Origin of the sequence: Cypionkella sp. (assembly GCF_028290025.1) — a bacterium.
Classification (GTDB): Bacteria; Pseudomonadota; Alphaproteobacteria; order Rhodobacterales; family Rhodobacteraceae; genus Cypionkella.
Window position 1 is genome coordinate 20,487 of the sequence record NZ_JAQGKQ010000108.1, and the last position, 17,815, is coordinate 38,301.

At 59.5% G+C, this 17,815-nt stretch carries 14 protein-coding genes; 4 read left to right on the forward strand and 10 right to left on the reverse strand.

From position 1 onward, the window contains the following. Positions 1-38: 38 nt before the first annotated feature. A complete protein-coding gene (locus tag JWS10_RS18990; RefSeq protein WP_299509353.1) occupies positions 39-260 on the reverse strand; it encodes a hypothetical protein in 222 nt (73 codons plus the stop codon). Positions 261-614: 354 nt separating this feature from the next. On the opposite strand from JWS10_RS18990, the gene JWS10_RS18995 reads away from it, so the two are divergent. Together JWS10_RS18995 and JWS10_RS19000 are read left to right on the forward strand one after the other, a co-directional pair. Next, positions 615-1,916, forward strand: a complete 1,302-nt coding sequence (locus JWS10_RS18995; protein ID WP_299509354.1) for an MFS transporter — start codon at positions 615-617, stop codon at positions 1,914-1,916. A gap of 211 nt (positions 1,917-2,127) precedes the next feature. Beyond that, on the forward strand, positions 2,128-3,012 hold the full coding sequence (locus JWS10_RS19000) for an acyltransferase family protein (protein WP_299509355.1): 885 nt from the start codon (positions 2,128-2,130) through the stop codon (positions 3,010-3,012). Positions 3,013-3,122: 110 nt separating this feature from the next. Here the strand turns inward: JWS10_RS19000 and glmM are convergent, their stop codons facing one another. The 8 genes from glmM to JWS10_RS19040 all read right to left on the reverse strand — a co-directional run bounded on the left by glmM (position 3,123) and on the right by JWS10_RS19040 (position 14,037). After that, on the reverse strand, positions 3,123-4,466 hold the full coding sequence (gene glmM, locus JWS10_RS19005; RefSeq protein ID WP_299509356.1) for a phosphoglucosamine mutase: 1,344 nt from the start codon (positions 4,464-4,466) through the stop codon (positions 3,123-3,125). Continuing rightward, a complete protein-coding gene (gene folP / locus JWS10_RS19010) occupies positions 4,463-5,473 on the reverse strand; it encodes a dihydropteroate synthase (protein ID WP_299509357.1) in 1,011 nt (336 codons plus the stop codon). The genes glmM and folP overlap by 4 nt, the downstream gene beginning before the upstream one ends. A gap of 45 nt (positions 5,474-5,518) precedes the next feature. Next, positions 5,519-6,427: a dihydroneopterin aldolase gene (locus JWS10_RS19015; protein WP_299509358.1), complete on the reverse strand. Its 909-nt coding sequence runs from the start codon at positions 6,425-6,427 to the stop codon at positions 5,519-5,521. A 115-nt stretch (positions 6,428-6,542) separates the two neighbouring features. Continuing rightward, complete coding sequence (locus JWS10_RS19020; protein ID WP_299509359.1) at positions 6,543-7,256, reverse strand: cell wall hydrolase; 714 nt, start codon at positions 7,254-7,256, stop codon at positions 6,543-6,545. Positions 7,257-7,439: 183 nt separating this feature from the next. Beyond that, positions 7,440-9,995, reverse strand: a complete 2,556-nt coding sequence (locus JWS10_RS19025) for a putative PEP-binding protein (RefSeq protein ID WP_299509361.1) — start codon at positions 9,993-9,995, stop codon at positions 7,440-7,442. Positions 9,996-10,207: 212 nt separating this feature from the next. After that, entirely contained in the window at positions 10,208-12,613 is a 2,406-nt protein-coding gene (glyS, locus tag JWS10_RS19030; protein WP_299509363.1) for a glycine--tRNA ligase subunit beta, read from the reverse strand. Next, the gene (locus JWS10_RS19035) at positions 12,614-13,057 is read right to left on the reverse strand and encodes a DUF6446 family protein (protein WP_299509364.1); all 444 of its coding nucleotides are present in this window, start codon (positions 13,055-13,057) and stop codon (positions 12,614-12,616) included. It lies immediately after the preceding gene. A gap of 26 nt (positions 13,058-13,083) precedes the next feature. Continuing rightward, the gene (locus JWS10_RS19040; protein ID WP_299509365.1) at positions 13,084-14,037 is read right to left on the reverse strand and encodes a glycine--tRNA ligase subunit alpha; all 954 of its coding nucleotides are present in this window, start codon (positions 14,035-14,037) and stop codon (positions 13,084-13,086) included. Between the two features lie 156 nt (positions 14,038-14,193). Here JWS10_RS19040 and JWS10_RS19045 point away from each other — a divergent pair, with 156 nt between their 5' ends. Then, entirely contained in the window at positions 14,194-15,963 is a 1,770-nt protein-coding gene (locus JWS10_RS19045) for a serine protease (protein ID WP_299509367.1), read from the forward strand. Positions 15,964-16,220: 257 nt separating this feature from the next. Further along, complete coding sequence (locus JWS10_RS19050) at positions 16,221-16,679, forward strand: SRPBCC domain-containing protein (protein ID WP_299509369.1); 459 nt, start codon at positions 16,221-16,223, stop codon at positions 16,677-16,679. 34 nt (positions 16,680-16,713) lie between these two features. Here the strand turns inward: JWS10_RS19050 and folE2 are convergent, their stop codons facing one another. Continuing rightward, on the reverse strand, positions 16,714-17,802 hold the full coding sequence (folE2, locus tag JWS10_RS19055; RefSeq protein WP_299509370.1) for a GTP cyclohydrolase FolE2: 1,089 nt from the start codon (positions 17,800-17,802) through the stop codon (positions 16,714-16,716). Between the last annotated feature and the right edge of the window lie 13 nt (positions 17,803-17,815).

Genomic DNA, 17,815 nt, shown 5'->3' on the forward strand with positions numbered 1-17,815 from the left:
TTTCAGGCCCAAACCTTTGGTCAAGTTCCAGACACTGGCTACTCAAGAACCGGCGGCACATTGGGTTTTCTCTCGCCCTGCTCCTCAACCGGCTTCAGCAAATCAACGCCATCCTGTGGCCCATCCTTTGCCAAAGTGGATTTTGGGGCTGAAGGATCCTGTTTGCGCTCCTCCGTCCGCGCCTTGCTGACCAAAGCAAAAATGCACACTGCCAAAAGCGTGCCCAGCGCAAGCAATGGAACGATCCATGCATAATCCATTGGGGATTCCTCATATGAAGATCATCATGCGCCTCAACGATCCTCATCGGCTCCCGGTTCCCAAAGCGGCAATCCCCGCACTCCGACATATCGGTCACGCAGGTTTTGGTGTGACTGATGCGTTCAATCAAACTTCCCCTGAGGCGAACGCCCGGATGCCCAAAGGTTAAAACTTCGTTAACACCCCCCTGCTAACCCGTTGATTTTCCACAATCAGGAGACTGTCCACGTGTGGGCAAAGTCAATCCGGCCCGTTTAAGCTTTCGCTCACAATCACAAAAGTATAACGCCCACCCATCGCGGCTGCGATCATCCCCGTAGCCAGAAACGCAACTAAATTACCGGCATATAAAAATGACTGATGTTTCTTCGGGCAACACGCCCGCTGCGGCCAAACCGCAGAACTCCCCGGCACGCGTGCTGCTGGCCAGCCTGATCGGCACCACAATCGAGTTCTTCGATTTCTACGCCTACGCCACCGCCGCCGTCCTCGTGTTCCCTGCCCTATTCTTCCCCGGCTCGGACCCGACGACGGCACTACTGGCGAGCTTTGCCACCTTCTCCATCGCCTTCTTCGCCCGCCCGTTTGGCGCGGTCGTTTTTGGCCACTTCGGCGACCGCATCGGCCGCAAGGTCACTCTGGTAGCTGCCCTCCTGACCATGGGCGTCTCCACCGTGATCATCGGCCTGCTGCCTACCTACGACCAGATCGGCGTCGCGGCTCCGCTACTGCTCGCCCTCTGCCGCTTTGGACAAGGCTTTGGCCTCGGTGGCGAATGGGGCGGCGCGGTGTTGCTCGCAACTGAGAACGCCCCCGAAGGCAAACGCAGCTGGTACGGCATGTTCCCCCAACTCGGCGCACCCCTCGGACTGTTTTTGTCGTCAGGCTTTTTCTGGGTGCTGCTGCACTTCATCACCGAAGAAGATTTCCTCAGCTGGGGCTGGCGCCTGCCGTTCCTAGCCTCAATCCTGCTGATCGCCATCGGCCTCTGGGTCCGGCTGTCGATCTCGGAAACACCCGAGTTCGCCAAAGCGATCGAGAAGCACGAGCGCGTCGAAATCCCGGTTGCCGAAGTGTTCAAGAACCACAAACGCAGCCTGTTCCTCGGCACCTTCGTAGCCCTCGTGACCTTCGTGCTGTTCTACATCTGCACGGCATGGCTTTTGTCTTACAACGTCAAAGTGCTAAAAATCCCGTTCAAAGACGCGCTGCTGATCCAGATCTTCGGCGCGGTGATCTTCGGGCTGGCAATTCCGCTGGCTGGCAAGATTGCCGACCGCGTTGGCCGCTACAGCTTCCTTCTGGTGGTGACGGTACTGATCGGCATGTTCTCTTTTGCGCTAGAACCGCTCATGGGCGGCGCTGCACAGCCCGAGTCCAACATCTACATTTTCGTCACCGTTGGCCTGTTCCTAATGGGCCTAACTTACGGCGTGATCGGCGCAGCCCTTGCAGCACCCTTCCCAACCCGAGTGCGCTACACCGGCTCGTCGCTGACCTTCAACTTCGCGGGCATCTTTGGCGCATCCCTCGCCCCCTACGCCGCAACCTACCTGCAAGCGAGTTACGGCATGGCCTATGTCGGCTACTACCTGCTGGCGGCGTCGGTGATCACGCTGCTCTGCGTGCTGGCGATGGGTCGCGACAAACTCTGAAAACGTCGCGATATCTTTGCAAAAGGCCGGTGAGAAGTCTCCGGCCTTTATGCTTGGGATGCATCAAACCGCTGCGGCAGTTAATTGAACATGGCTCATATGCTTGCTGTCAAGTTGCTCTCAAACGGCGACAACAGCTGCTTAAACTAACGTTTGCGTTTGCGAGCGTTTAGGGCTTTTGTTTGGCAACACATTAAGGGCTGGGCGAAATATGGCTGGCTCCCCGCGAAACGGCTCGATTGATCTCCTTCGAGGATTGGCCGCCTTTGGCATAGTGTGGTTCCACGCAAAAGCCCCGCAAGCAAGTCTGGGACTGTCAGGACTGACCGTGTTCCTGCTTTTGCTCATAGTGATGAATGCGTCACCTTTGATACCCTTCGAGCGCGCAGTGGCTGATCGTGCTAACCGATTGCTTCGTCCGTGGGTGGTCTGGTCTGCGATCTACGCGCTGGCCAAGACTGCGCAGGCGATGCATTCAAACCATCCACTTTCCGATGAATTCAGTTCCTCAATGCTGCTTTGCGGACCTGCGCTGCACTTGTGGTTTTTACCGTTTAGTTTTTTCGCATTGGTGGCATTGAGCGGACTTGAACGGCGTGTAAGTCTGCAGACGCGGGGCTTTTTCGGCTTTAGTCTTGTGCTTTGCCTTTTCGCGCTTCCGGTATCGGACAGTCTCGCGAACGCGACTTTAGGACATCCCCTATTGGAATGGGCCGCAGCCATCCCTCCGCTTGTAATAGGGGTTGCGTTGCGCTCGGCTGGAAGCTCGCCCGTTAGACAGTGTATAGTTCTTTCCGCAGCGATTTTGTCTTTTGCAGGAGTATTCGGTACTAGCGGCGAAGCGCCAATCGGAGTGCTAATAGGGTTGGTGCTGGTTTTGCTTGCCCTAAACTTCTCCATTCCGGACACGTCGGCCTCCAGATGGGTCGCATTCATGTCGATGGCGATTTATCTGATGCACCCAATATTCTTGTCACCCCTCGCACGGGGCGCTATGGCGGATAAGCCAATTTTGCTAACGGTTGCTGCTACTTTCCTGTCGGTCCTAGTAGGGGAATGCATCCGGCGGACTTCGTTATCGAAAGTGGCGCTTTGACGATAACAGCGTTTAGCAACAACCCCCACTCAAGCGTTAAAATTACGTTAACGCAATTCTTAGCCATTTGTTTCTAAACGATAATCGGGTGTGTCCCCGCGTGGACACCCTCAGACCGCGGCCTCCACCGCCCCTACAATCTCATCGACCACATCGCGCAGCATCGCCTCATCCTCACATTCCGCCATCACCCGGATCAGCGGTTCGGTGCCGGACTTGCGGATCAATATCCGCCCCTTACCGGCTATCGCGACCTCCTTTGCCGCGATGACGGCCCTGACGGCTTCGGCTTTCAACGGCTCCAACCCCGGTGCGTAGCGAACGTTTTTCAGTAACTGCGGCACAGTTTCAAATTGTCGCACCAGACTGCTCGCAGGCTTGCCTGACCGCGCCATCTCGGCCAAGAACTGCAGGCCGGCGATCAGGCCATCACCCGTGGTGGCGTAGTCTGTCATCACGATATGACCCGACTGCTCACCCCCCAGATTGAACCCACCGCGCCGCATCGCTTCCACGACGTAGCGATCCCCGACTGAGGTGCGTTCCAGCCGCAGCCCTCGGCCTGTCATGAACCGCTCCAGCCCCAGATTGGACATTACGGTTGCAACCAAGGTGCCGCCCTGAAGACGCCCGCTGTCGGCCCAGCGCCCTGCCAGCAGCGCCATGATCTGATCACCGTCGGCCACGCGACCTGTCTCATCTAAGATCATCACCCGATCTGCATCGCCATCCAAGCTGATCCCCACATGCGCGCCATGTGCCACAACCGCCTCCGCCGCCGTCTGGGTGTAAGTGGAGCCGCAGCGATGGTTGATATTTTTGCCGTTCGGGCTGACGCCCACCGCGATCACCTCGGCGCCGAGTTCCCACAGCACTTCAGGTGCGGCCTTGTAGGCGGCCCCGTTTGCGCAGTCGATGACCACCTTCAGGCCGTCGAGCCTCAACCCGCCTGGGAAAGTGGTCTTGACGAATTCTTGGTACCGCCCCACCGCGTCATCAATCCGCTTAGCGCGGCCAATGTTTTCGGGCGGCGAGAGGCTTGGATCAGCCTCTACCAGGAGCTCAATCTCGGCTTCGGCGATGTCGGACAGCTTGAAGCCATCCGGACCAAAGAACTTGATGCCGTTGTCGTAGTGCGGATTGTGCGAGGCGCTGATCATTACCCCTAGATCGGCGCGCATCGAACGCGTCAGAAAGCCCACCGCTGGCGTCGGCACCGGACCGAGCAACAACACGTTCATGCCAGTGCTGGTAAGCCCCGCCGTCAACGCGTTCTCCAGCATATAGCCCGACAGCCTGGTGTCCTTGCCAATCACCACGCGGTGGGCCGTTGAGCCATCGCGTCGAAAGTATTGACCCGCCGCCGCACCCAGTTTCAGCGCCATCTCGGCGGTCATCGGATAGCTGTTGGCAGTGCCCCGCACGCCGTCGGTTCCGAAAAGTTTGCGGGTCATTGCGCCACTCCTGTTATTGCTGCTTGCCATAAGGACAAAGCCTGACGAGTCTCGGCTACGTCATGCACGCGGATCATCTGCATACCTTGCGCCACCCCGGCCAACGCCACGGCAAGGCTACCCGGAAGACGTTTTGCGGCATCCGCCTCAGCACCGATCGTGCCAATGAAGCGTTTGCGTGAAGCTCCAAGCAGCACGGGAACTCCGAGATTATGAAACAGCGACAGCCGTGACAGCAAGAGCAGGTTATGCTGCAGGGTTTTACCAAAACCGATGCCGGGATCGATCGCCAGCTTTTCACGCGGGATGCCAGCGGCGATGGCCTCGGCCAGACGGGCAGCGAGGGCGTCATAAACGTCCAGCAGGACATCGTCATAATGGGGGTCGACCTGCATAGTCTGTGGCGTGGCGATGGAGTGCATCAGGATCACAGGGCGGCCAGAGGCTGCGGCAATTTCAGCCATGGTCTTATCAAATTGCAGCGCCGTCACGTCGTTCAAGATGGATGCACCTGCGTCAAATGCCGCGCTGGCCACCGAAGCCTTGCGGGTGTCGATTGAAATCGGCAAATCCAAGCCGCCCCCCCGCAGCGCCGCAATCACAGGCGCGGTGCGAGCGGTTTCCTCGTCGGCTGAGACTTCGGCCGCGCCGGGGCGCGTGCTTTCGCCACCGATGTCGATGATGTCCGCGCCCGTGGCCATTTTGCGCGCCTGCATCAACGCCGCTTCCGGGCGCAGAAACAGACCGCCATCAGAAAAACTGTCGGGCGTCACATTCAGGATGCCCATGATCCGAGGCCGATCCATCGTAAGGCCGCCAAACGCCATCCGGGAACTTGATAGGCGACGCCTTGTTTCGGCATCCAGATCGCTTACGTGCAAAAGGCGGGGCGCTTCATCACGGTCAAGCAATTCAACATGTGAGAACCAACACCAGCCGCCTGCCAGCGGCAAGGCATCCGTCGGGCGAGCGGGATCGGTCATCGGAATAGGGCGGATATAGGTCATAGGCTTGTGGTAAAACTCAAAGCCTTTTGTCGCAAGAGGGAAGCGTCAGACCTGTTCGATCCGCACGCGGCTTCCTGCTGGAAGTGCAACATCGCCGTGAACGATCAGACGGTCCGCGGCCATCAATTCGGCGAGCCACAACGCCATCGCAACCGGTTCGCGACTTTGCGGGCCATCGACGGCATCCAGCACCAGTTTAGACGGAGCCCAAACCACCATCTGACCGCGCTTTATCGCCCAATCAATTTCGGTGCGCGTTGCCATCACCACGCAGCGCGGGTCTCGGGCGGCCAGCACCCAAGCGTTTTGCTCAATGGCCAACAGGTCCACCCGGCGCTGAGTAGGCTTATGCCCGGTTTGGGGACGATCCATATTGGGCAGGCCCACGGCCAAAATCACCGGGCGGCCCTGCGCCTGCCAGCCATCCAGCCGTGCAGCCAGATCGACGGCGCCGATCGCAGCGTTGCTTAGGAAAACCACCAAAGGATGCACAGCGGCTTCTTCGCCATCCTGCCCGATCATCTTGACGGCATCCTCGGCGCGGCTGCGCACGATTTCCACGCCCAGCTTATAGGGACCCACATCCAGTTTTTCGACGCGGACGAAAACCCGCATCGCCTGCGGCTCGGCGAGTATACGTTCGGCGAGACGCTCGGCGAGAGTTTCCAGCAGATTCAACCGTTCTGCCGCAAGTTCGGTCGCGATCGCCTCGGTAAGGGTGTCATAAGAAAGGATCAAATCAACATCATCGTTGAGCGGCTGCGCGGCGGGGCGCACCTCGACCACGATATTGAAAAGCACGCGCTGAGTATGGCCACGCTCTTTTTGAAACGCTCCAATGTCGACCTCGACGATATGGTCGCGTAGGCTGATACGATCACGCGGATCTGCGGTGGCCGAAGCGATCGAACGCTCCTCCGGGTGGGCAAAGGCTAGGCGGATGTCGCTTGTCATATAGCCCCCGAAGGCGGAACGCGTTCAGGACAAACTAGCGCGCGCCCTGCACAGCGCCTAGTCCGAACCCGACACCAAGCGCAAGGGGCACGACCTTAGCGACTCGAATAAGTCCTTAGGGTTGGCGGTAAAACAGATGCGAGCCAATGGCCGCAGTGCGGTCAAATTTGCGCGACCAAGATGGGCTTACAGCGCGCGTGTGAAAATAGGTAGCGCCAGCGGTCAAAGCGCGCGGAGCGCCATCCAGCATCACGCGGGCGATACGACCGGCAACTTCGGCTGAACTGCGGTCGGTCATCACGTCTTTATTGCCATCGCAAGAATACGAAAATGCGCAAGATCCACTGCCGCGTTGCTGCACGACGCCGCAGATGGTCTTGGGATACCGCGGGCTGTCCACCCGGTTAAGAACGACTTCTGCGACCGCAAACTGACCTTTTAAGGTTTCGCCGCGCGCCTCAAAATAGATCGCGGTCTTGAGACACTGCCACTGCTGATCACCTGCCGGAGCGGGTTGGCTCTGCAACCATTCGACCGAATAGCTGATCAAAATCGGGTTCTGCAGAACGGCTTGGTTGGCAATTTTCTGCACCTTCATCGGCTTTGCGATCACGGGCACGGCAGCTTTCGGCCCTACCGCCATCGCAGTCAGTCTAGCCTCGGGCAACGCATCAACTGCCTTGCGCTCCGCCCCGAACAAAGACGCCATTTGCGATCCCATCAGCAGGGTGGGATCGTTGGAATGGCTTACCGTCACATCGGCAAAGGCGGCCCCGCTAAGGACCCAAAGCGCCGCAGCGGCGCTCGTCCAGGCTTGGTGGATGCGCATATTAGTGTATCCCAGTTCGTTTCAGCAGCGTCGGCGGGAGCAGCCCCACACGACGAGGAATTTGGCTAAACAAGGATTTTGCATCGGTCCAGATCTGCGGCAAATTTACCACATTATTTTAGTACATTTGAGCGGTTTTCCGCGCAAAATCTTAACGCTATACATTCACTTAAGGTTGTATGCTCATGATATTGGGTTTATTTTGCGGACATCCACACGATCAGCTAACGCTAAATGGGCCGCTGCCAGCCGGGCCAATGGCACCCGATAGGGGCTGCACGACACATAATCGAACCCGGCTTTGCGGCAAAACCCTATCGATTCGGGGTTGCCGCCATGCTCGCCACAAATCGAGACCGTCAGGTCTGGGCGCGTCGCGCGACCCCGTTCGGAGCCGATAAGCAGCAGTTCCCCAACGCCATCGACGTCCAAAGTATGGAATGGATCTTCCGGAAACACCCCTTGCTGCACATAGGTATTCATAAAGCGACCAGCGTCATCCCGGGACAAGCCGTAGGTCATCTGTGTCAGATCATTGGTCCCGAAAGACAGAAAATCCGCATGCTGCGCAATCTCACCAGCGCGCAAGGCCGCACGCGGCGTTTCCACCATGACGCCGAGTTTAAACTGGAACGCCACGCCGGATTTCGTTCGCACTGACGCCGCGACTGCGTCGATATGGCTTTTGACCAGCTCAACTTCACGACGCGCTGACACCAGCGGGATCATGATTTCGGGGATCACCGGAGTGCCTTTGCGGGCAAGTTCGACCGTCGCTTCAAAGATCGCCTGCGCCTGCATCGCGTAGATTTCTGGCAGCACCACGCCAAGCCGCACACCACGCATCCCCAGCATCGGGTTGAACTCGGCTAATGCCTCAGCGCGGCGGGTGACTTCGGACAAGGGGCGGTCGAGAGCTTCGGCGAGTTCGCGTAGACCCTCTCGGCTGTGCGGCAGGAACTCGTGCAAGGGCGGATCGAACAGGCGGATGCAAACCGGCAGGCCCGCCATGATCTCGAACAGCTGCACAAAGTCAGCGCGCTGCATCGGCAGTAACCGTGCAAGGGCAGCCGCGCGATCCGTCGAGGTGTCGGCGAAGATCATTTCGCGCATTACCACTAGGCGGTCTTCGTCGAAAAACATATGCTCGGTGCGACACAGGCCAATGCCTTGCGCCTCAAATTGCCGGGCGGTCGCGGCATCGGCGGGAGTGTCGGCGTTGGCGCGGATACCGATATCCCGGAAGCTGTCGGCCCAGCCGAGCAACTTGCGGAAGGCGTCGTCCAAGGCCGGGGCGAGCATCTCGGCAGCGCCCGCCAGCACATCACCAGTGGTGCCATCAACGGTTATCAAATCGCCCTCAGCGAAGGTGCGGCCATCGGCGGCAGTCAGGCGTTTTTCCTTTGGATCCAGTCGCATACCAGACGCACCCACCACGCAGGGGACGCCCAAACCGCGGGCAATCACGGCCGCATGTGAGGTCACTCCACCGCGTTCTGTCACCACACCAACGGCGGCGTGCATTCCGCGAATATCTTCGGGTGCGGTTTCACGGCGCACCATGATGCAAGGCTCACCCCTCGCCGCACTCGCCTGAGCCGCCTGCGACGAGAACACGATCCGCCCCACCGCAGCGCCCGGAGAAGCTGCGATGCCCTTGGCAAAGACGTCGCGCACCGACCGCATATCGACCTGTGGATGCAGCAGTTCCGACAGCGCGCGGGGTTCCACACGCAGCACGGCTTCCTCGCGGCTGATGATGCCGTCATCGGCCAATGCCACGGCGATTTTCAGGCCGGCACGGGCCGAGCGTTGAACTTTCACCGCATCCAGCACCGAAAGTTTGCCGTCCTCGATGGTGAACTCAATCTGCATTTCTTCACGCAATTTTTGCCGACACACAGCACCATGGCGGATCAGATCGGCGAAAATTTCCGGGGCGATATCCTCTAACGACGGCCCGCGTTTGTCGCGGGTTAGGTAAAGCGCCTCGGTCTTTTTCAGCGCATCGCGGCCTTGCGATTGGCCCAAGTAGCGACCCTTCACCAAGGGCAATCCTGTAACCGGATCAATGAATTGCATGACGCCAGAACCGGAAATCCCCTGCCCGATACCCTGCGCCATCTGCTGCACCACCAGTCCCAAAGTAGCTTCAACCGGCGCGCCTTTGGCTTGACGCAGCAGGCGGGCGGAGGTGCCTTCCCATGCGCGGGCCATCGAACGTAGCACTTCGGACAGTTGCTGGGCCGGGTCTTCGGGGAACGGTTCTTCCATTTCGCGCTCATAATGCCGCAGCGCGTCCCGTAGGCTGTCGGCATTTGGCTTGCCGGAATCGAACATATCTGGGTCTAATCGAGCCACATGAGTGGCGTAACCTTGCACAAAACGCAGGTAAATGGCATCTGCCGCTTCACGGCCGTTGGTTTCGACAAGACGGGTATGTTGGGCGGCGTTCATGCCGATATTCAGCACGGTTCCGGGGCCACCCCAGTCGGGATTCTCGGGCGATGGGCGCACGGAAAGCAACGGCATTGCACCAAAATGAGTCAATATTGCTTTGACATCAACGGGATGACCAGCCGCGATTGACCGCACGGTTTGCGCCGGGAGGGCCACCGTTTCCGGAACCGGAAGATCAAGCCGGACCAGCCGTTGCAGGCATTTCGCACGCCAGCCGTGGGCTGAGGTGCGGATGTCGGCACTCGGGGTGATCTCTGCGAACTCGGCGATTTTCTGCACTGCGGCACCTTTACTTTGCGGGCGCAGGATACACTGGGTGGGGCTTGGTGCAAGCGTTGTGGTAGCTTGGTTAATTGGCCGTTTTGATGAAAGGTTAATGACCCAACAAACGGCCATTAAGCGGCCAGAAAGCGGCCATCTAAGATTCCACTTTGGCGAGGTGGCAGGGGATTAACCTTGTTTGGGCGAATCCCCCGCTTTCGCGGTGTTATTTAGCCATCTATGCGGGTCAGATCGGCCACGCCTGCGCAAATCGCGCGGATGCGGTGCAGCAGGTTCAGGCGGTTGCGGCGGATGATCGGGTTGTCGGAATTGACCTGAACGGCGGTGAAGAAGGCGTCGATCGGGGCGCGCAGTTGCGCCATCGCGGCCATCGCGGCGGCGAAATCTTCGCGGCGCATCGCGGGGGTGATCTGCGCTTCGGCGGTGTCGAGGGCTGCGAACAGCGCGCGTTCTTCGTCGGTTTCCGCGAACTTTGGATCGGCGCCGTAGGAGTATTCTACGCCGTCTTTGGCCTCGGCTTGGGTCAGGATGGTGTTGGCGCGTTTGAAGCCTTGCAGCAGGTTCGGGCCGTCTTCGGTTTTCAGGAAGGCGGCGAGCGCCTCGGCACGTTTGACCAGCAGGGTGAGGTCATCATTGCCGGGCATAGCAAGGCAAGCGTCGATCACATCATGGCGGATGCCTTGGTCTTTCAGGAAGACTTTCAGGCGGTCGTGGAAGAAGGCGAGGAGGTCGGATGAGGCGGACACACGTCCGAGAATTTTCGTCTTCTTCCTCGACATCTTGCCCAGTTTGTCCGCTGAATTCCGAATAGCTTCAGTGATCTCAAATTGGTTTACATCGCCATGTCCATCGTCAGAAAGAACGTTATCAATATGGTCGAGATGCCAGTCAGAATAGCTTTCAAGTACGTTATTAATCACTTCGATATCTTCCGGCAAAATGAGTCCGAGCTTTGCTTCGCAACGAGCCTCATGAAGCGCGTAGGAAGCTGGTCGATTACAAAACTCTTCGCCGCGGGATATTTCCAAGAATAGGTCTGCAATGCGATTTAGGGCGGACGACGCATTTTCTGTAGCAAGACCATTTATGCGAGGTCGAAACACAAACTCAAGCCTCGCCCGCACCTCATTCCCCAATACCAACCGAATAACCCCCAGTGCCGCCCGACGCAGCGCGAACGGGTCTTTCGACCCCGTAGGTTTTTCGTCAATGGCCCAGAAGCCGGTCAGGGTGTCGATTTTATCAGCCAACGCCACGGCGACGGAAACTGGGTCGCTCGGCACGGTGTCGGTGGGGCCGAGGGGGGAGTAGTGGTCGCGGGCGGCGAGGGCCACGGGTTCGGGCAGGCCAGCTTCGCGGGCGTAGTACATGCCCATCAGACCTTGCAGTTCGGGGAATTCGCCGACCATGGCGGAGCGGAGGTCGGCTTTGGCGAGTTTTGCGGCTTGCTCGGCGAGATCGGGGTCGGCTTTGACCAAGGGGGCGATTTCGCGGGCAAGGGCTGCGATGCGGGCGATGCGGTCGGCTTGGGAGCCAAGTTTGTTGTGGAAGGTGACGGATTTCAGGCCGTCGAGCCATTCCTGCATCGGGGAATCGGGGTTGGCTTTCGCCACGCGCAGATCGTTTTCCCAGAAGAATTTTGCATCCGACAGGCGGGCGGACAGCACCTTTTGGTTGCCCTTCAGGATCGTCTCGCCGTGATCTGCCGTCTCGGTATTGGCGACGGTGATGAAGCCCTCTATCCGGCCCGTTTTGGGATTGCGCACCGAGAAGAACTTCTGGTGTTCCTTCATAGAGGTCTGCAAAACCTCGGGCGGCAGGGCGAGGAAGGTGTCGGCGATGCGGCCCATCAGCGGGACAGGCCATTCGACAAGGCCCGCAACTTCGGTGAGAAGGCCCTTGTCTTCAACGACTTCCATGCCCGCCGCGAAGGCGAGGTTCTGCGCGCCTTGCCAGATTGCGGCTTCACGCTCGGCTGAGTCCAGCACGACATGGGCGCGTTTCAGTTTGACCACATAGTCGTCAAAGCTGGTGACGGGGAAGCGGGCGGGCGACAGGAAGCGGTGGCCTGCGGTGGTGTTGGAGGATTGGATGCCGTCGATGTTCAAGGGAACGACTGCGCCGCCGGATTCGTCGGAGAGCAGGCAGAGGATGGAGTGCAGCGGGCGGACCCAGCGCAGGGTGCCGGACCCCCAGCGCATGGATTTCGGCCAGGGGAACGTGCGGATAGTGGTTTCCAAAACCTCCGCGATGATGACGCTGGCAGCGCGACCGGGCTTTTCGATCACGGCGTAAAGCGTTTCGCCCTTTTTATCGGCGCGGCGTTCCAACTGATCGAGTGTCAGCCCGGTGGAGCGCAAAAACCCCTCAATCGCAGCGGGCGGCGCAGAGGCGCTTGGGCCCTTGCGTTCCTCGCGGACGGGTTTGCTTTCTGCTGACAGACCTTCGATGGACAGCACCAGACGGCGCGGAGTCGAGAACGCGCCCGACGAGGCATAGGTCAGGCCAGCCTCAACCAAGCCATTGGTGATCATGGATTTCAGATCGTCACGGGCGCGGGCTTGCATCCGGGCGGGGATTTCCTCGGAAAACAGTTCGATCAGCAGGTCGGACATTTATTGCTCCGCTTCAGGAGAAAGCTGGTGCCACGCATAGGCGCGGCCATCGGGAAAAACCGCGACAACGCGGTCGATTTCGGGGGCGATATTGGCCTGGGACAGGAAGGCGATGGCCTCCCCCTTTTCCAAGGCTTCGCCGATTTTGGTGGCGTCAAAGCAGCTGAACCACGTGGGCGCGATCAGCGGAACCGCGTTTTCGTAGTGCTTGTAGGTTTCGGTCAGCATGGCTTGGCTGAGGGGTGTGTGGAAGCAGGCGCGGAAGCGCAGCGGCGAGGAGTCGGCCGTGATGCCTTCGACGCCGTCAACGAGGATCGCCTCGGGCTGGCCGGATTCGATCAGGGTGAGTTCGATCTCGGCGCCTTTTTGGAAGGTCGCCGGGGTATAGTAGGCGTATTCCTGCAGCCAATACATGGCGATGCCAGCGATGGCGGCGACGATCACAATGAAACCCGCGACGTATTTGCCATTCACGAGTGCGCCTCTGCGTCTTGACCTGTTGCGTCCCGACCGGCCGGGGTCAACCGGAAGGCGTCGGCACATTTCTTCGCCAGCGCGCGGACGCGGCCAATATAGGCTTGGCGTTCGGTGACAGAAATCACGCCGCGCGCATCAAGCAGGTTGAACAGGTGGCTGGCTTTGATGGTCTGGTCATAGGCCGGGTGGGCCATGATGATTGTTTTGCCGGATTTCGGGTCGAGCGGCGGGAAATCCAGCAGGCGCTGACATTCGGCCTCGGCATCTTTGAAGTGTTGGAAAAGTTGCTCGGTATCGGCACCATCAAAGTTGTGGCGCGAGTATTCTTCCTCGGTCTGCATGAAGATGTCGCCATAGGTCAGCGGGATTTTCGCGGCGGGGTCGTTGAACGGCATGTCCATGACGTGATCGACGCCGAGGACATACATCGCGAGGCGTTCGAGGCCGTAGGTGAGTTCGCCGGAAACCGGACGGCAATCATGGCCGCCGACTTGCTGGAAATAGGTGAACTGCGAGACTTCCATGCCGTCGCACCAAATCTCCCACCCCAAGCCCCAAGCGCCGAGAGTGGGGGATTCCCAATCGTCCTCGACAAAGCGGATGTCGTGCAAGGATGCGTCAATGCCAATGGCTTTGAGCGAGCCGAGGTAGAGGTCTTGCAGATCGGGCGGCGAGGGTTTGATGATCACCTGATATTGATAATAATGCTGCAGGCGGTTGGGATTCTCGCCGTAGCGGCCATCGGTGGGGCGGCGCGAGGGCTGCACATAGGCGGCGGCCCAAGGCTTCGAGCCCAGTGAACGCAGGGTAGTGGCGGGGTGAAATGTGCCCGCGCCGACCTCCATATCATAGGGCTGCAAGATCGCGCAGCCCTGCGCTGCCCAGTAATTCTGCAAACGCAGGATGATTTCCTGAAAGCTGCGGGGGGCTTTGGGGGCATCAGCCATGACGGACCTCTTGAAATGTTGCCACTCCATAGGCAAGAGGCAGCCAAGGGTCAATGCGGCGCTTATGTCTGGGGCGGAAAGCACGTGCATCTGCGGGGTGCTCTGCTAGGTTCGCCAGACTGCGGCGCTTGGCGAAAATTGAGATTGGACGGTTTGATGAGACTTCGGATGGTTGTGCTGGCGCTGCTGGCGGTGCTTGGGTTTGGCTCGATGGCTACGGCACAAGAGCAGGCTTGGTTGCAGGTTGAGGCGCAGCCAAGTTTGGCCGAAGCCGAAGCGCGGGCGCGCGCCTATGCCGCCGAGTTTCCGAATGTCTCGGGGTATCAGCTTTCATCCGGCTGGTATGCGATCGTGCTGGGGCCATATTCGCCGGAAGCCGCCGCTGGCGCGCTGTCCGATCTGCGCGGCGACGGAGCTATTCCGGGCGACAGCTTTGTAACCGATGACGCCACGCATCGCCAGCAATTTTGGCCGGTGGGGGCGATTGCCGGGCAGGTTGAGGTTGAGCCGTTGCTGTCAGATCCCCTGATAGTAGATCCGATGCTGGCAGATCCGGCGATTGAAGCCGTTGACCCGGTGATTGAGGTGATGCCTGCCGAGGAAACTGTGCGCGAGGCGAAGGCTTCGGAGGCAGAGTTGGACGCGGATGGTCGCAAGGCGCTGCAAACCGCGATGGCTTGGTATGGCTTTTACGAGGGCGGCATTGATGGCGCTTTTGGCCCCGGCACCCGGAACTCGATGGCGGCTTGGCAAGAGGCGAATGGGTTTGAGGCCACAGGCGTGCTGACCAGCAAGCAGCGGGCGGCGTTGGTGGGCAACTATCAGGCGGATCAGGCGGAGTTTGGCTTTGCTTCGATCTCGGAGCCGGAAGCCGGGATTGAGATTACGCTGCCGATGGCATTGGTGGAGTTTGACCATTATGAGCCGCCATTTGTGCATTACAATGAGAAGGCTAACTCCGGGCTGAAAGTGATATTGATCTCCGAGCCGGGCAATCAGGACAGCCTGTCTGGGCTTTATGATGTGCTGCAAACGCTGGAAGTGGTGCCTGCGGAGGGTGAGCGGAGCAAGTCGGAGAAAAGTTTCACCATCAATGCGGCCTCTAGTGCGGTGCAAAGCTATGCTTATGCCGAGCTGAAGGATGGCATGGTGAAGGGCTATCTGGTGGTTTGGAACCCGGCGGATGCGGAGCGGATGAGCCGGATTTTGCCCGCGTTGAAGGCGAGCTTCCGCGGCGTTGGCGATAAGGCGCTTGATCCGGGCTTGGTGCCGATGGATGCGGCGACGCGGTCGGGGTTGCTGGCGGGGATGGAAGTGAAGTTGCCGAAGCTGTCACGCTCGGGGTTCTTTGTGGACGCCTCAGGGGTTGTGGTGACGACTGTTGAGGCTGTGGCGCAATGTGGGCGGGTGACGATTGATCACGCGACTGACGCGACGGTGGTGGCGCAGGATCAGGCGACGGGGATTGCGATCTTGCGGCCGGTGTCGCCGCTGGCTCCGCCGGCTTTCGCGCGGTTTGCTGGCGGGGCGGTTCGGCTCGGGTCTGAGGTTGCGGTGGCGGGGTATTCTTACGAGGATAAGCTTCCTGCTCCGGTGCTGACTTTCGGCACGCTGGAGGAGGAGAAGGGACTGAACGGCGAGGCTGGGATTTCTCGGCTGGCCGCCCCTGTGCTGCCGGGCGATGCGGGCGGCCCAGTTCTGGACGCCACGGGCGCTGTGCTGGGGATGCTGTTGCCGCCTGCTGTGAAGGGCGCGAAACTGCTGCCGGATGGCGTGGCTTTTGCCGCCCAAGCCGGGATGATCGGGCAGGTTTTGACGGCCTCGGGTGTGGTCGTAACGGCGGCCACTTCGACCGATTTGGCGACGCCGGATGCTTTGAATGCGGCAGGGCTAGGCATGACGGTTTTGGTGTCTTGCTGGGAGTGAGTTTGGCTGTGTCCACGTGTGGCCAGAGGGCTCTGGCACGTAATTTCAATGGCTTAGCAGGGGGTGGGTAAGGGATTTTTAACTTTTGGGCTTGCGAGAGGCTGAACAGTTGAACGCTCCGCGGGGGATATTTTCGCAGAGAGGATGACCTAAGCGGCGGCTAATGTAATCGTCCGGGCGGCTTTCGCTCGCTGCCCCGGGAACCTCCCGCCCCTCTCCGCATTCACTCTCTGACGCTTTTTGCGAAGGATGGCGATATGCTGGTGAAGCAACCTCAGGTGCGGGTTACGATGTTTGTCGATGTGGCGCCGGAAGACGTTTACACCGCGTTTACCGAGCCTGACTGGCTGTGTGGGTTTTGGCTGGCGCAGGCGGATGGGCCGTTGCGGGTGGGGCAAGCAGTCAAATGGACTTTCATGGTGACGGGGGCCGAGGCCACCGTTACGGCGCGGCGGATGATGCCCTCACATCAGATAATTTGGGACTGGGACGACGGATCGACGGTTCAGATTGATCTCGACCCGTTTGAGGATGGCACGGCGGTCACGCTGCTCAGCTGGGGGTTTGCGGGCAGCGACGATGAACAGATGGCGGCGGCGCTGGATGCGACCGAGGCATATTCGATAGTGCTGTGCGATCTTAAAACGCTGATGGAATCGGGCAAGTCGGCCGGGTTGACGCGGGCCAAAGCGCAGTTGATCGAAGCGCGGCAGTAGTTTGGCGCTTCGATCAGGCAATCAACGCGGTGGATTAGCCAACGTGGTAGAGGCTCGCGAACAGCTTGGGATCGAGGCTGTCGGCTGCAAAGGTCGGGCCTTCGGTCAGCACGGAAACTGCGTCGTGGCTGTGCAGGCTTTCTTGGTGGCTGGCGACAATGCGGAAATCGCCGATGCGGTTGTCTTGCTGTAGCGCAAGGCAAAAGCTGCGGGCGGCGTCTTCGACGAAGATCGGGTTGGCGGCGTTAAGCTCGGCAAACGCCTGCTCGTCTTCGCGCTTCACCATCACTTGCGTCTCGGTCGGCACGGCCTTGCGGGCAAGGTCGATCAGGTCTTCAAACCACAGGCATTTGTCGCCCACCAGTTCCACCGAGATGCGAGCGACTGAGCGTTGCGAATGTGGCGTGGCGAGTTGGCCACGGGTTTGGCGCGCGTGTTCGGAGAGTTCCAGCGAGCAGGGGCAGGTGCTGGAATAGACGAAATCGAGGTGCATCAGGCGTTTGCGCACCCCGGCTTTATCAACCAATTCCAAAGCGATATCATAGTATTGCCAGCCCGAAAGGCCCGAGCGCAGCGATTCCACTTTGACGGGGAACGAAAAGCGCATCTGGATGCGGGCATCAAAGCTGCCGAGGTCTTTCAGGTAATCTTCGAGCGCATTTTCGATGACTTTATAAGAAAACTCACGCTCGGCATGGCCGTAGAACGACCGCATGATGCGGCTCATGTTGATGCCTTTTTTCTCGGCCTCGAGGCTTACTGTGCCTGTCACCGAAGTCTCCAGCGTCAGCGGGCCGTTGTGGCGCGTGCGGTAGCGGATCGGCAGGCGGAAATTGGAGATGCCGACGTGCTGGATGATTTGCTTGGCGCCGATGATCAGGCTGGCCGGGCCATTTTGCAAATCGGGCATCGAGTCTTTATAGGCGTCGGTCACAATGAAATGCGCGGGGTATTCACGCGACAGCACCGGATAGGTTTGACCGACCAGCGCACCAGCACCGGGGGCAAGACCTGCAATTTCGGCATCGGTGGCACGCCGCGCCCAAGCCCGCAATGTCGCCAAAGCAGCCTCCGCCTCGGCGCGACCCGGGCGTTGATCAAGATCCGGCATATGAATGTTCATCGCAGCTTCCCCA

What these genes read in the sequence shown, in the direction of transcription:
- JWS10_RS18990 (WP_299509353.1), bottom strand. Translation starts at nt 260, where the DNA reads ATGGATTATGCATGGATCGTTCCATTGCTTGCGCTGGGCACGCTTTTG.
- JWS10_RS18995 (WP_299509354.1), top strand. Translation starts at nt 615, where the DNA reads ATGACTGATGTTTCTTCGGGCAACACGCCCGCTGCGGCCAAACCGCAG.
- JWS10_RS19000 (WP_299509355.1), top strand. Translation starts at nt 2,128, where the DNA reads ATGGCTGGCTCCCCGCGAAACGGCTCGATTGATCTCCTTCGAGGATTG.
- glmM (WP_299509356.1), bottom strand. Translation starts at nt 4,466, where the DNA reads ATGACCCGCAAACTTTTCGGAACCGACGGCGTGCGGGGCACTGCCAAC.
- folP (WP_299509357.1), bottom strand. Translation starts at nt 5,473, where the DNA reads ATGACCTATATCCGCCCTATTCCGATGACCGATCCCGCTCGCCCGACG.
- JWS10_RS19015 (WP_299509358.1), bottom strand. Translation starts at nt 6,427, where the DNA reads ATGACAAGCGACATCCGCCTAGCCTTTGCCCACCCGGAGGAGCGTTCG.
- JWS10_RS19020 (WP_299509359.1), bottom strand. Translation starts at nt 7,256, where the DNA reads ATGCGCATCCACCAAGCCTGGACGAGCGCCGCTGCGGCGCTTTGGGTC.
- glyS (WP_299509363.1), bottom strand. Translation starts at nt 12,613, where the DNA reads ATGTCCGACCTGCTGATCGAACTGTTTTCCGAGGAAATCCCCGCCCGG.
- JWS10_RS19040 (WP_299509365.1), bottom strand. Translation starts at nt 14,037, where the DNA reads ATGGCTGATGCCCCCAAAGCCCCCCGCAGCTTTCAGGAAATCATCCTG.
- JWS10_RS19045 (WP_299509367.1), top strand. Translation starts at nt 14,194, where the DNA reads ATGAGACTTCGGATGGTTGTGCTGGCGCTGCTGGCGGTGCTTGGGTTT.
- JWS10_RS19050 (WP_299509369.1), top strand. Translation starts at nt 16,221, where the DNA reads ATGCTGGTGAAGCAACCTCAGGTGCGGGTTACGATGTTTGTCGATGTG.
- folE2 (WP_299509370.1), bottom strand. Translation starts at nt 17,802, where the DNA reads ATGAACATTCATATGCCGGATCTTGATCAACGCCCGGGTCGCGCCGAG.